Source organism: Pseudomonas sp. ASL7 (assembly GCF_056680375.1).
On record NZ_CM155279.1, the window covers coordinates 474,111 to 487,667 of the forward strand.

14 protein-coding genes are annotated in these 13,557 nt (G+C 59.4%); 7 read left to right on the forward strand and 7 right to left on the reverse strand.

The genetic code is table 11. From position 1 onward, the window contains the following. Positions 1 to 12 precede the first annotated feature (12 nt). Entirely contained in the window at positions 13 to 1,356 is a 1,344-nt protein-coding gene (gene gudD, locus AC1MDT_RS02100) for a glucarate dehydratase (RefSeq protein ID WP_480420466.1), read from the reverse strand. A gap of 37 nt (positions 1,357 to 1,393) precedes the next feature. Then, positions 1,394 to 2,740, reverse strand: a complete 1,347-nt coding sequence (locus tag AC1MDT_RS02105) for an MFS transporter (RefSeq protein ID WP_480420467.1) — start codon at positions 2,738 to 2,740, stop codon at positions 1,394 to 1,396. 280 nt (positions 2,741 to 3,020) lie between these two features. Between AC1MDT_RS02105 and AC1MDT_RS02110 the strand changes: the two genes are divergently transcribed. After that, on the forward strand, positions 3,021 to 3,734 hold the full coding sequence (locus AC1MDT_RS02110; protein ID WP_480420468.1) for a FadR/GntR family transcriptional regulator: 714 nt from the start codon (positions 3,021 to 3,023) through the stop codon (positions 3,732 to 3,734). 401 nt (positions 3,735 to 4,135) lie between these two features. On the opposite strand, the gene trhP is transcribed toward AC1MDT_RS02110, so the two are convergent. Beyond that, complete coding sequence (trhP, locus tag AC1MDT_RS02115; RefSeq protein WP_480420469.1) at positions 4,136 to 5,455, reverse strand: prephenate-dependent tRNA uridine(34) hydroxylase TrhP; 1,320 nt, start codon at positions 5,453 to 5,455, stop codon at positions 4,136 to 4,138. A gap of 163 nt (positions 5,456 to 5,618) precedes the next feature. Here trhP and AC1MDT_RS02120 point away from each other — a divergent pair, with 163 nt between their 5' ends. Continuing rightward, entirely contained in the window at positions 5,619 to 6,680 is a 1,062-nt protein-coding gene (locus AC1MDT_RS02120) for an AI-2E family transporter (RefSeq protein ID WP_480420470.1), read from the forward strand. On the opposite strand, the gene AC1MDT_RS02125 is transcribed toward AC1MDT_RS02120, so the two are convergent. The 3 genes from AC1MDT_RS02125 to AC1MDT_RS02135 form a co-directional block, all read right to left on the reverse strand. Further along, positions 6,677 to 6,859, reverse strand: coding sequence for a hypothetical protein (locus AC1MDT_RS02125; protein WP_480420471.1), 183 nt, complete (start codon positions 6,857 to 6,859; stop codon positions 6,677 to 6,679). The two genes, AC1MDT_RS02120 and AC1MDT_RS02125, sit on opposite strands and share 4 nt — an antisense overlap. Positions 6,860 to 6,963: 104 nt before the next feature. Beyond that, complete coding sequence (locus AC1MDT_RS02130; RefSeq protein ID WP_480420472.1) at positions 6,964 to 7,158, reverse strand: hypothetical protein; 195 nt, start codon at positions 7,156 to 7,158, stop codon at positions 6,964 to 6,966. A 248-nt stretch (positions 7,159 to 7,406) separates the two neighbouring features. Next, positions 7,407 to 7,745, reverse strand: coding sequence for a hypothetical protein (locus AC1MDT_RS02135; RefSeq protein WP_480420473.1), 339 nt, complete (start codon positions 7,743 to 7,745; stop codon positions 7,407 to 7,409). 245 nt (positions 7,746 to 7,990) lie between these two features. Here AC1MDT_RS02135 and AC1MDT_RS02140 point away from each other — a divergent pair, with 245 nt between their 5' ends. After that, positions 7,991 to 8,809 (forward strand): shikimate 5-dehydrogenase, encoded by an 819-nt coding sequence (locus AC1MDT_RS02140; protein ID WP_480420474.1) that lies wholly within the window; start codon positions 7,991 to 7,993, stop codon positions 8,807 to 8,809. Between the two features lie 11 nt (positions 8,810 to 8,820). Beyond that, the gene (locus AC1MDT_RS02145; protein ID WP_480420475.1) at positions 8,821 to 9,339 is read left to right on the forward strand and encodes a cupin domain-containing protein; all 519 of its coding nucleotides are present in this window, start codon (positions 8,821 to 8,823) and stop codon (positions 9,337 to 9,339) included. 189 nt (positions 9,340 to 9,528) lie between these two features. Here the strand turns inward: AC1MDT_RS02145 and AC1MDT_RS02150 are convergent, their stop codons facing one another. Continuing rightward, on the reverse strand, positions 9,529 to 10,170 hold the full coding sequence (locus AC1MDT_RS02150; RefSeq protein ID WP_480420476.1) for a YceH family protein: 642 nt from the start codon (positions 10,168 to 10,170) through the stop codon (positions 9,529 to 9,531). A 227-nt stretch (positions 10,171 to 10,397) separates the two neighbouring features. Here AC1MDT_RS02150 and AC1MDT_RS02155 point away from each other — a divergent pair, with 227 nt between their 5' ends. The 3 genes from AC1MDT_RS02155 to AC1MDT_RS02165 are packed head-to-tail and all read left to right on the forward strand — an operon-like array spanning position 10,398 to position 13,557. Continuing rightward, the gene (locus tag AC1MDT_RS02155; RefSeq protein ID WP_480420477.1) at positions 10,398 to 11,570 is read left to right on the forward strand and encodes an acyl-CoA dehydrogenase family protein; all 1,173 of its coding nucleotides are present in this window, start codon (positions 10,398 to 10,400) and stop codon (positions 11,568 to 11,570) included. After that, positions 11,567 to 12,760 (forward strand): acyl-CoA dehydrogenase family protein, encoded by a 1,194-nt coding sequence (locus AC1MDT_RS02160; RefSeq protein ID WP_480420478.1) that lies wholly within the window; start codon positions 11,567 to 11,569, stop codon positions 12,758 to 12,760. The genes AC1MDT_RS02155 and AC1MDT_RS02160 overlap by 4 nt, the downstream gene beginning before the upstream one ends. Before the next feature lie 14 nt (positions 12,761 to 12,774). After that, a complete protein-coding gene (locus AC1MDT_RS02165; protein WP_480420479.1) occupies positions 12,775 to 13,557 on the forward strand; it encodes an SDR family oxidoreductase in 783 nt (260 codons plus the stop codon).

Consider the following 13,557-nt stretch of genomic DNA (forward strand, 5'->3'; position numbering starts at 1 on the left):
TGTTCCGGCTGATTAGCGCACCAGACACGGCCGCTTGTTATCGAACGTCCACCCCGGAATCAAAAACTGCATCGCCACACTGTCATCCCGCGCGCCCAATCCCATGCCTTTGTACAGTTCATGGGCCTTGGCCAGCTGATCCATATCCAGGTCCACGCCCAGCCCAGGTTTTTTCGGCACTTGCACGCAGCCATCGACGATTTGCAGCGGGGCCTTGGTCAGGCGCTGGCCGTCCTGCCAGATCCAGTGCGTGTCGATGGCGGTGATTTCACCCGGCGCGGCCGCCGCGACGTGGGTGAACATTGCCAGGGAGATATCGAAGTGGTTGTTGGAATGCGAGCCCCAGGTCAGGCCCCACTCATGGCACATCTGCGCCACCCGAACCGAGCCTTGCATTGTCCAGAAATGCGGGTCGGCCAGCGGAATGTCCACTGATTGCAACTGAATCGCGTGGCCCATTTCCCGCCAGTCGGTGGCGATCATGTTGGTGGCGGTTTTCAGGCCCGTGGCGCGGCGGAATTCAGCCATGACTTCCCGACCCGAGTAACCGTTTTGCGCACCGCACGGGTCTTCGGCGTAGGCCAGCACATGATGCTGATCCCGGCACAAACGAATCGCTTCTTTCAGCGACCACGCGCCATTCGGATCGAGGGTGATGCGCGCGTCCGGGAAGCGTTCGGCCAGGGCGGTCACCGCCTGGATTTCTTCATCGCCACTCAGAACGCCACCCTTGAGTTTGAAGTCCTTGAAACCATAACGAGCGTGTGCGGCTTCGGCGAGGCGCACAACAGCGTCGGCGGTCATGGCTTTTTCATGGCGCACGCGGAACCAGTCGTTGTCGGCATCCGGCTCGCTGCGATAAGCCAGATCGGTTGCTTTGCGATCCCCGACATAAAACAGATAGCCGAGCATCTTCACTTCATCGCGTTGCTGGCCTTCGCCGAGCAGGGCGGCAACTGGCACGTCCAGGTGTTGACCGAGCAGGTCGAGCAACGCAGCTTCAAGCCCGGTGACTGCGTGGATGGTGATGCGCAGGTCGAAGGTCTGCAAACCGCGGCCGCCGGCATCACGGTCGGCGAAGGTCTGGCGCACTTGATTGAGGATCTTCTGATAGGTGCCGATCGGGCTGCCGACCACCAAACTGCGTGCATCTTCCAGGGTCTGGCGAATGCGTTCGCCGCCAGGTACTTCACCGACGCCGGTATGGCCCGCGTTGTCCTTGAGGATCACGATATTGCGGGTGAAAAACGGACCGTGGGCCCCACTCAGATTGAGCAGCATGCCATCGTGACCCGCCACGGGAACCACTTGCATGCTGGTGATGATCGGAGCTTTTGCAGTGTCTTGTGCGTTCATTTTCTTGTCCTTAAAAACCAGGCGCTTGGATGAGTGCTCAGGCGTGGTTGGGCGTTGGTTTGCCCAGCGCTGCGGCAGGTGCAGGTTTCGGTTTGTTGCGTGCGGCGAAGACGATGATCGCGGCGATGATCGAGGTGGCAGCCAGGCCATACAGCCCGCCCTGGATCGAACCGGTGTGTTCTTCCAACAGGCCAAACGTGGTTGGCGCCACGAAGCCACCGAGGTTGCCCACCGAGTTGATCAGCGCGATGACGCCCGCGGCGATGCGTGCATCCAGATAAGCCTGGGGGATCGGCCAGAATAGCGACGATGCCGATTTGAAACCCAGGGCTGCGAAGCAGATCGCAACGAAGGCGAAGATCGGCCCGCCGGTGGTGGACATGAACATCCCGGCCGCTGCGATCAGCAGGGCGGCAGCGACCCAGGCTTGCTGGTGTTTCCATTTGGCCGACAGCGAAGCGAAGGCGTACATGCCGACGATCGACAGCAACCACGGGATCGAGTTGAACAGCCCGACCTGCATGTCGTTGAGGTCGCCCATCTTCTTGATGATGCTCGGCAGCCAGAAGGTTGCTGCGTAGATGGTCAGCTGGATAAAGAAATAGATCAGGCAGAACAGGATGATCTGACGGTCCTTGAGCAGTTTGCCCAGTGACGGCTTGATCGGCGTCGCGGCTTCGCGGGCCAGTTGTTCGTCATTGATGGCGTTGACCAGTGCGTCCTGCTCGTCGCGGCTGAGCCATTTGGCGTCGTGGGGTTTGGAGTCCAGCCAGAACCAGACGAATACGCACAGGCTCACGGAGAACATGCCTTCTATGAAGTACATCCATTGCCAGCCGTGCAGGCCGAATCCACTGATTTGCAACAGCAACCCGGACAGCGGACCGGAGATCAGCGAAGCAATGGCCGAGCCGCTGAGGAAGATCGCAATCGCCTTGCCGCGTTCTACGCCGGGTAACCAGCGAGTGAAGTAATAAATCACTCCGGGAAAGAACCCGGCTTCGGCCACGCCCAGCAGGAATCGCAGGATGTAGAAGTGGGTTTCGTTCTGGATGAAGGCCATGCCGGCGGCCACCAGGCCCCAGGTCAACATGATGCGAGCGAGCCAGATTCGTGCGCCGACTTTTTGCAGGAGGATGTTGGAAGGGACTTCGAATAGCGCGTAACCGATGAAGAACAGACCGGCACCGAGGCCGTAGGCGGCAGCGCCTATCCCTAAGTCATGTTCCATGTGGGCGCGGACGAAGCCGATATTCACACGGTCAATGTAATTGACGATGAACATGATCACGAACAGCGGCAGGACGTGCCGTTTCACTTTTGCGATGGCTGACTGCAAGACCGAATCGGTGCCGTCGTTCATCCCGGATATGGATGTATTCACTGCGTTATCTCCCACTGATTATTTTTATGCGGGGTGTAAACGGGTGGAGCTTGTTGACAGACATCATACAACTAGGTTTTTTCGTCTTGCAAGCACTGTTATCCAGATAAATCGCGCTTTATCGAGAGTTTTTATTGTTTTTTTGGCAGGGTATGGTCTGTGTTATAGGGTCTTAAGTCTTTGGTGTTGAGTGTTGTCATACAAGTTGGCCGAGGTTTTCTTGAGATTCCAGTCGACCGCAGTGCTACGATCCCGTTAGCCCCGCTTCCGGAAAATCACCATGCAAGAAGACCTCGACGCCCCTGCTCGCAAGCGCACTCACAATCTGGCCCATGACCTGGTCTCCAAACTGACCCAGAGCATCCTGCTCGGCCAGATGCTGCCGGGGGACAAGCTGCCGTCGGAGAACACGATTGTTCAGGAGCACGGGGTCAGTCGCACCGTGGTGCGCGAGGCAATCTCGAAGTTGCAGGCGTCCGGGCTGGTGGAAACACGCCACGGCATTGGCACCTTTGTGCTGGAGCGCGCACCTGAGCAGGGGCTGCGACTGAATGTCGATACGGCGCTGGGGGTGCGCAGTATTCTGGAGTTGCGCATGGGCCTCGAAACCCAGGCCGCAGCGCTGGCTGCCATCCGGCGTACTGATCATCAATTGGCGCAGATGCGCGAAGCGCTGGACGACTATCAAGGCCTGCTCGCCAACAACGACAGCTGCGTCGAAGCCGACAGACGCTTTCATCTGCTGATCGCGGAAGCCACTGGCAATGTCTGCTTCACCGAAATCATGCAGCAACTGGGCAGCGCCATGATTCCCCGGACCCGCGTCAATGCCGCCGAACGCGGTGCGACGGATTTGAGCAAGCTCGGACAGCTCGCGAATCTGGAGCACGAGGCGATTCTCAACGCCATCAAGCGCCAGGATCCGGATGCAGCGAGGGCCGCGATGTGGCTGCACCTGACGAATAGCCGCGACCGGTTTTCGGCGGGTGCCTGACGACCGTTTGTCTGTTCAATAGCACGCCATTAGCACGCTTGCTTCCAACGTGTACGGCCCAGATTTACTGGACCTCATCAGTGAGGTGCATCATGGTTAACTCAATGGATCACGATGCTCCACCTGGCATGGACCCTTCGCGAGATCCGGCCGAGGGGGAGCCTGATCAACCTGAAGACTGGATGGACCCGGCGGCGAAAGAAGACGTGCCTCCGGCGGATGAGCCTACACCGCTATCCGATGACAGGCGATAAACAGAACCCGGCCAGTGTGCCGGTTTTTTGGTGCGCGCCAGGTTTACCGAGTCATCGTTCTTCGCGAGCAAGTCGAATCGTCGCACCGCCGCTCCCACATTGGATCTTTGGTGTTAGTGAGATCCGGGCTTGTTCGCGAAGGCGGAATCACAGCACATCCCGCATCAACAGGCCAAAACTCAGCTCCACTGCGTCGGGAATCGGCACATACACGGTGTGCCCATCCCCCGGCGCCACTTCAATCGGTTCACCTTTGGCGTTTTGCAGCTGATGCAAATCGAAGTGAAAGTTGCCCTTGGGTGTCATCAACTCCATGTGATCGCCCAGGCGAAAACGGTTCTTCACTTTGACTTCCGCCAGACGGTCACGCCGCTCGCCGGTCAACTCGCCAACAAACTGCTGGCGCTCCGACACTGAGCTGCCGTTCTGATAGTTCTGGTATTCGTCATGCACATGCCGCCGCAGGAAACCTTCGGTGTAGCCGCGCTGGGCGAGGGACTCCAGGTCCGTCATCAAGCTACGGTCGAACTCGCGACCGGCCACCGCATCGTCGATTGCCCGACGATACACCTGAGTGGTCCGCGCGCAGTAGAAGTGCGATTTGGTCCGGCCCTCGATTTTCAATGAGTGCACGCCCATTCGCGCAAGGCGCTCGACATGCTGCACGGCGCGCAGATCCTTGGCGTTCATGATGTAGGTGCCGTGCTCGTCCTCGAAAGCCGGCATCAGTTCTTCAGGTCGATTGGTCTCCTGCAACAGGAACACCCGGTCGGTTGGCGCGCCAATTCCCAGGGTTGGTTCGGGCTGGAAGGTCTGAACAATCTCGCCAAGCTGGTTTTCCGTGGCCTCTGTGGCGGAGTATTTCCAGCGACAGGCATTGGTGCAACTGCCCTGGTTGGCATCGCGCTTGTTCATGTAGCCCGACAGCAGGCAGCGGCCGGAATAGGCCATGCACAACGCACCGTGCACAAACACCTCCAGCTCCATCGTCGGCACTTGCTGGCGGATCTCGGCGATTTCTTCCAGGGACAGCTCCCGCGACAGGATGATTCGGCTCAAGCCTTGTTGCTGCCAGAACTCGACACTCGCCCAATTGACCGTGTTGGCTTGCACCGAGAGGTGGATCGGCATCTGCGGAAAATGCCGGCGCACCAGCATGATCAGACCCGGGTCGGACATGATCAACGCGTCCGGCGCCATGGCAATCACGGGCTCCAGGTCCCTGAGGAACGTCTTGAGCTTGGCGTTGTGCGGGGCGATGTTCACCACTACATAAAAGCGCTTGCCCTGGGCTTGGGCCTCGCGAATGCCAAGGGCCAGGTTGGCGTGATCGAATTCGTTGTTGCGCACGCGCAGGCTGTAACGCGGCTGCCCGGCGTAGACCGCATTGGCGCCGTAGGCGAAGGCATAACGCATGTTTTTCAGGGTGCCGGCGGGGGCCAGGAGTTCGGGGGAGACAAGGGTCATGGCGGTGTCGATCGCAAAAGTCGCCGAGGTTAAGCGGCTTGTCCCAAGGGTTTATTGATCTGGATCTATGCTTGATGAACAAACGGATGGCACTCGTGCGAACCGTGGCGGACTAAGCATCAGGACGCGACATTGTGTCCCTGCGCACTGACATGGATCGGACATGAACGACACGACGCTACAAGACAAATCGCTGGTGATCTTGCTGGGGCTGGTGACCGCCGCGTTTATCTGGATTTTGCTGCCGTTCTACGGCGCAGTGTTCTGGGCGGTGATCCTCGGCATCCTCTTTGCGCCCCTGCAGCGTCGACTGCAACTGAAGTTCGGCTGGCCGCGCAACCTGACATCGTTGCTCACCCTGGGCATCTGCCTGGTGATTGCGATCCTGCCGGTGATCATCCTCAGTACCTTGCTGGTTCAAGAAGGGACAACGCTTTACAAGAACATCGAAAGCGGCGAGCTGGACATCGCGGGGTATGTGACGCTTTTCAAACACAGCTTGCCACCGTACTTTCAGCACTTGCTCGACAGACTGGGCATGGGCGAGTTGAACGGGCTGCGGGAAAAAATCATCAAGAGTGCGGTAACGGGCAACGAGTTCGTTGCCGCGCAGGCGTTCAGTTTTGGCCAAGGCACGTTTGATTTAGTGGTGAGCTTTTTCATCATGCTCTACCTGTTGTTCTTCTTTTTGCGGGACGGCGCCGAGCTTGCACGCAAAGTGCGGTCTGCCGTGCCGTTGCAGGAGCACCAGAAACGCCGTTTGCAACTCAAGTTCAATCGCGTGGTGCGGGCGACGGTGAAGGGCAACCTGGTGATGGCTGTCACGCAGGGGGCGTTGGGTGGTTTGATTTTCTGGTTTTTGGATATTCCGAGCGCGTTGCTCTGGGCGGTGCTGATGGCGTTTCTGTCGCTGTTGCCAGCGGTGGGGGCGGGGATTGTCTGGGCACCGGTGGCGGCGTTTTTCCTGCTCAGCGGGGCCATCTGGCAGGGCGTGGTGCTGGGGTTGTTCGGGGTTTTCGTCATCGGCCTGGTGGACAACGTGCTGCGACCGATCCTGGTGGGCAAGGATACGAAGATGCCGGACTACCTGATCCTCATCTCAACCCTGGGTGGTCTGGCGATCTTCGGCGTCAATGGTTTTGTCATCGGACCGTTGATTGCGGCACTGTTCATGTCGAGCTGGGACATTTTCATCGAAACCAAACCGCGGGTTCAGCTGCCTTAGGCGCTGAGGTTGCCTTTGCCGATACATTGCGAAAGTGCCTGGGCGGCTGGCAGCGAGGTGAGCGGACCGCTGATGGGTTCACCGTCCTGCATCAGGTACCAACAGGCGAGCAATCCCAGCTCTCGCAGAGGTGCGGGAACGGCGCTGCCAATAACGGACATGATCTGAACCTGGGACATAAGTACCTCCATCAATCAATGGAGCTACCTTACGGACCTGGCGCTTTTTCGGACAATCAACGCTTTCGATAGTGATCATTGATACCCGTGAGGCCAATCGGCCGTCAGTCGACGACCAAATCGAGCATATGAATGACTTCGTGCTCATTGAGCAGGCCTTTGCGCACCAGGTTTTGCGCCAGCAGCGAGAGAAACTTGGCGCTGCGATGGCCTTCCAGGTGCTTGAGTTCAGTCAATGTGTTGTACACCTTGCTGGAGGTGCACAGGTCGGTATTGCGGTGCGGGTTCTGGGTGGGCATTAGGTCGTCCTTGTTGTTATCAACCTATTGTTTTCGGACTGGTCCAAGCTTGCGGACCCGACATGACATAAATATGACCGTTTTCAACAACGTGAAGGGCAGGCACACATCAATCATGCCGTTTCCAGTGTCAAGGACTGTTCCGACAGCGACCTTGGCGACATATTTTCAGACTCGAAAAAGCAAAAAAGGCCCCGCCTTGCGACGGAGCCCGTTTCGTTTGCAGCGTGACACTACTTTTGTAAGCCTTAGTTACGAGGCTGGACGTAGTAGCCCGGTGGCTGGTAGTAAACCGGTGGCGGTGGCGGTTGGTAATAAACTGGCGGCGGCGGTGCGTAGACCGGTTGCTGGACATAGACCGGTTGCTGGACGTAAACCGTGCGCGGGGCTGAGTTGGCGTACACAGAACCCGCCACCACGGCGCCTAACACTGCACCTGCGGCGGCGGGTCCCACCCAACTGTTCCCCCCACCCCAGCAGCAGCCACCGTGACCACCACCGTGATAATAGTAACCACCGGCTTGAGCCTGTCCGGCGACCGCTAACGCGCCGATCAGCAAAGCTAAGACAGGAAGTTTACGGATCATGATAATTCCTCGTTGTTCGGCCCGGCGCTTGAGTCTGCAATAGACCCAAGGATTGTCGCGGGGATACATCTAAGACAGCGTTTTTTTGAAAATCAGCACAGCCGATAGGTAAATTTTGTGTAAGGTCTGTACCGGTTTCCTGACGGAGCCCGCGACACCTCGCGCAGACACCCCGTCATGATCGAACAGACCCGATGGAATGGCTAATCCCGTCCATCCGAAAGTGCTATTGAAGGAGAAGTTTCATGCAGATGAACCCAAATCGAGACACGCAGCTGTGCATGTCGCTGTCCGGGCGCCCCGGCAACTTTGGCCTGCGGTTTCACAATCATCTGTATGAACAGCTGGGCCTGAACTTCTATTACAAGGCCTTCAGCAGCCAGGATTTACCGGGCGCTGTCGGTGGTATCCGGGCATTGGGCATTCGGGGCTGCGGCGTGTCGATGCCGTTCAAGGAAGCCTGCATCGCCCTGGTGGACGAACTGGATGCGTCCGCGGCGGCCATTCAATCGATCAACACCATCGTCAACACTGATGGCCATCTCAAAGCCTACAACACCGATTACATTGCCATTGCCCAGTTGCTTGAAACGCATCAGGTGCCTACTGCATCGACTTTTGCCCTGCGCGGCAGCGGCGGCATGGCCAAAGCGGTGGCCAGTGCCTTGCGTGATGGCGGTTACAAAAACGGCCTGATCGTCGCCCGAAACGAGCGTGCCGGGCAGGCGCTTGCCGATTCGCTGGGCTATCAGTGGCAAGCGGAACTGGGCACCGAGCGCCCGAAAATGTTGATTAACGTCACACCCATCGGCATGAGCGGCGGGCCTGAGGCCGATCAACTGGCATTCGACCTCGAAACCATCAAGTCTGCCGACACTGTGTTCGATGTGGTGGCGATTCCCTGCGAAACACCGTTGATCGTGCGCGGTCGTGCCGAAGGCAAACGCGTCATCACTGGTCTCGAAGTCATCGCGATCCAGGCGTTGGAGCAGTTTGTGCTGTACACCGGCGTCCGGCCGACAGATGAGCAGTTTCGCAACGCGGTAGAGTTTGCGCGCAGCTAGGAGGTTTGTTCATGCATCCGCGCATTTTGAACCTGAACCATGTCGACCTTGAGCCATTGCCCGAAGCGTTGGCGCCTACTGGCGACACGGCTGGCCGCTATCAACAGCGGTTTGCCCGAATCGGCCAGCAATTGGGCTCACAGAAGCTAGGTTATCGCTTGTATTCGCTGGAACCTGGGATGCGCGGCAGCCCGTTTCACAGCCATCGGGTCAACGAGGAGATGTTTTACGTCGTGGCCGGGGAGGGCGAGGTCCGCCTCGGCGCCGAGCGCTTCCCGATCCGTGCCGGTGACGTGATCGCCTGCCCACCGGGTGGGCAGGAGGCCGCGCACCAGATCATCAACACCAGCAGCGCTGAACTGCGTTATCTGGCGGTCAGCACCCAGCAATCGCCGGAGATCTGCGAATACCCGGATTCCGGCAAGTACGCGGTGATGGACGACTTCAAGGTCGATGCCCAGGGCAATGCCTCGGGCTTCGTCGCCATCGCTCGTCCGGGCGACGGTGTGGATTACTGGGACGGGGAGTAGGAGCGCGGAAAATCCTGTAGCAGCTGCCGAGCCTGCGAGGCTGCGTCCGGCTGCGCAGCAGTCGTAAAACCTGTATGCACGATTTTCCTGAAGCACCGCATCGCTTGAATTCACGACTGCTGCGCAGCCGAACGCAGCCTCGCAGGCTCGGCAGCTGCTACAGGCTGCTACAGGCCGCTACAGCGTTGGTTATTCAAGGCGCGCCAGGCGTTCTTCCAGTGCGGCAATCCGCGCTTCCAGCTCTTCGATCCGCTCAACCGACACACCGCCACCGCGCTCCACCGGGTTTTGCCGTGCCGCGAGTATCACTTCAATATCCGCCGGATCCCCCAACGCGTGCATATACCGGTCTTCACGCTGGCCCGCCTGGCGCGGTATCAGCAGTGCCAGACCCCTTGCGATCAACCGTTCCAGCTGATGTACGACCTGTTCGGTATCTTCAAATTCATGCATGCGCCCGCTGCGGGTCAGCAGTTCATTGACCGTCTGCGGACCACGCAAGAACAATAACCCGGTCAAAATCACCTGCGCGGGTACCAGTTCCAGTACCTTGTCGACCTTATGCTCCCAGCGATCCGCCCGGCTGCCCATCACCAAACGGGTGAAACCGCGACCTTCGAGGGCGCGCAGGCTCTGGCCGACCTGACCCTGGGTAAGGTTCATCACCGGCTCCCGGCTGGTCTTCTGATTGCAGGCAATCACCAATGCGTTGAGCGTCAGCGGATAGGTTTCCGGGCTGGTCGCCTGCTTCTCGATCAACGAACCCAGAATGCGAATTTCCGTGCTGTTGAGTCGCGGCTCGTCAAAGGTCGTCTCTTGCTCAGTGCTCACAGTGTCTGGAACCTCGCTAGCGGTTGGTTTTGATGTTCTCGGCCAATAAGACCTCGTAATGGGAGGTTAGTCGAGCATTCCTGCCGTGCTGCGTTTCATTCTCTGCGGCATCGCCCGTTTGGACTAGGCAGGGCTAACGATTCTGTCGCGTCCGGCTGGCACCAAACTCGAAGGCCAGAGGGGTGTCGCTGCATGCGTGCCCCGCCAAACGAGCAGAAGGCGCCGCGATGGAGTTTGCATTCAGCGACGAACAGGAAATGATCCGTACATCGGCCGAAGGCTTTCTCGCCGCCGTGTCGGATTCTACCGCCGTGCGGGCGGCGATGGTCAGTGAGCGAGGTTTCGACGAGGCACTATGGCAACGTCTGTGCCGCGAAATGTGCTGGCCGGCGATTCATATTCCCGAAGCATACGGCGGGCTCGGTCTGGGCTTTGTCGAGCTGGTAATTTTGCTGGAACAGATGGGCCGCCGCTTGCTGTGCTCGCCGTTTTTTGCCACCGCCTGCATGGCCACTCCGGCATTGTTGCTGGCCGCCAACGATGAGCAAAAGCAGCGCTGGCTGCCATTGATCGCCGACGGCAGCCTCACGGCAACGCTGGCCTTCAGCAGCGCCAATGGCTGGACGGCCGAGGATGTTCAGGTAACGGCGGTGGCCGAGGGCGAAGGGTTCGTGCTCGACGGAATCCTCAAGCATGTCCTCGACGGGCACAGCGCCGATCTCTTGATCATTGCCGCACGGACTCCCGGATCGACCGGCCAAGCAGGTATCAGTCTGTTCGCCGTGGACGCGAACCGTGCCGGGATCGAGCGGCAGAGGGTGCCCACGATGGACCAGACCCGTCGTCAGGCGCGTATTCAACTCAAAGGTGTCTCCCTCGACTCTAGCTGCCTGCTGGGTCAGTTCGGCGCGGGTTGGTCCTGCCTGGAGCGAGTCCTGCAATTGGCCTGCATTGGCCTGGCCGCCGAACAGACCGGCGGCGCCCAGCAAGTGCTCGACCTGAGCATTGCCTACATGCAGGAACGCCAACAATTCGGGCGAGCGATCGCCAGTTTTCAGGCGCTCAAACACCGTGCCGCCGACATGATGCTGCAGGTCGAATGCGCACGATCAGCCAGTTATTACGCGGCCTGCGTGGCTCAGGAAGTCCTCGATCCACAGGGCGACTCGCGGGTGGCCGCCGAGCTGGCGCTGGCGGCGGCGCTGGCCAAGGCGCAGTGCTCTGAAACCTATTTCCACTGCGCGTCCGAGTCGATCCAGTTGCACGGCGGCGTTGGTTTCACATGGGAATACGACCCGCACCTCTACTTCAAGCGCGCCCGTGCCAGCGAAAGTTTTCTCGGGTTACCAGCCTGGCACCGCGAGCGGATTGCCGTGGCAATTCTTGGAGAGCAGTCATGAAAATCAGTTTTAGCGAGCAGGATGAGTGCTTCCGTCAGGAAGTGGCCGATTGGTTGAGTGCCCACCTTTGCGGTGAATTCGAGCCCCTGCGTTTTCGCGGAGGCCCAGGCGATGAACATAACTTTCCCGAAGAACGTAAAGCCTGGGAACGCAAACTCGCCGAGGGCGGCTGGACCTGTGTCGGGTGGGCGCCAGAGCATGGCGGACGAGGCTTGTCGATTAACCAGCAGGTGATTTTCCACGAAGAATACGCCCGCGCGGGTGGTCCCGGACGCATGGGGCATATCGGCGAAGGACTGGCCGGGCCGACCATCGCCGCCTTCGGCAACGCAGACCAGCACCAGCGGTTTCTCCCGGGCATCGTCAACGGTACAGCATTCTGGTGCCAGGGCTATTCCGAACCGGGGGCCGGATCAGACCTGGCCAACGTCAAGACCCGGGCGGTGCTGGATGACGCTAGCGGCAATTGGGTGATCAACGGGCAAAAGGTCTGGACCTCGTTGGCCCATGAGTCGGACTGGTGCTTTGTGATTGCCCGCACCGAACCTGGCAGTGTCGGTCATCGCGGTTTGTCATTCCTGCTGGTGCCCATGACCCAGGCGGAAATTACCGTGCGCCCGATCGAGCAACTGACCGGTACCTCGGAGTTCAACGAAGTGTTCTTCGACAACGCGCGAACCGACGCCGCGAACATCGTCGGCGCGCCGGGCGAGGGCTGGAAGATTGCCATGGCACTGCTGGGTTTCGAGCGCGGGGTGTCGACCCTCGGACAGCAGATGCAGTTTCACAATGAATTGAACGAAATTATCGCTATCGCCCAGGCCAATAACGCCGCGCGCGACCCGGTCCTGCGCCAGCGTCTGGCCGAGGCCTGGAGCGGCTTGCGGATCATGCGCTACAACTCGCTACGCATGCTGTCCGGTGTGCAGGATGGATCACTGCGCAAGGAGGCAACCATCTACAAGCTGTTCTGGTCGAGCTGGCACGCGAGCCTCGGCAAGTTAGCGATGGATGTGCTCGGTGCCGAAGCGGAATTGCTTGAAGCCGAGCCTTATCAACTCACCCGTTTGCAGTCGCTGTACCTGTTCAGCCGCGCCGACACCCTCTACGGCGGCAGCAACGAAATCCAGCGCAACATCATCGCCGAGCGCGCCCTGGGAATGCCCAAAGAGCCGCGCCTGCGCACCTGATCAAGGAGTTTTCCATGTCTGTTCCTCACTATGTTGCGGGTCACGGTTTGTTGCGTGACAAGTCGGTGCTGATCACTGCGGCGGCGGGCGCCGGTATCGGTTTTTCCGCCGCGGTGCGAGCGGCGGAGGAAGGGTGTCGCGCCTTGATGATCAGCGATATCCATGAAGGGCGGCTGGCAGAGGCAGTGTCGAAAATCCGCGAAACCACAGGCTTGCAGCGCGTCTTTGGGCAGGTCTGCAATGTCGCTGACGAAGCGCAGGTACAGCAGCTGATTGCGTGCGCCGAGCGTGATTTGAAAGGGGTCGATGTGCTGATCAACAACGCCGGTCTTGGCGGGTCGCGGCTGCTGGTGGAGATGACGGACGAGGAGTGGAACCGGGTTCTCGAGGTGACGCTCACCGGCACCATGCGCATGACCCGGGCGATGTTGCCGAAGATGATCGAACGGCGTGCCGGGGTCATCGTCAACAATGCTTCGGTGCTGGGCTGGCGGGCGCAAAAAGAACAATCGCACTACGCCGCCGCTAAAGCCGGCGTCATGGCATTGACCCGATGCGCGGCGGTCGAGGCGGCCGATTACGGGATTCGCATCAACGCCGTGAGCCCGAGCATCGCGTTGCACGATTTCCTGCGCAAATCCGCGCCCCAGGCGGTGCTCGATCAACTTGCCGCCAACGAAGCGTTCGGCCGTGCCGCCGAGGTCTGGGAAGTGGCCAACGTGATGATGTTCCTGGCCAGCGACTACAGCTCCTACATGACCGGCGAAGTGTTGTCGGTTTCCAGTCAGAGGGCTTGA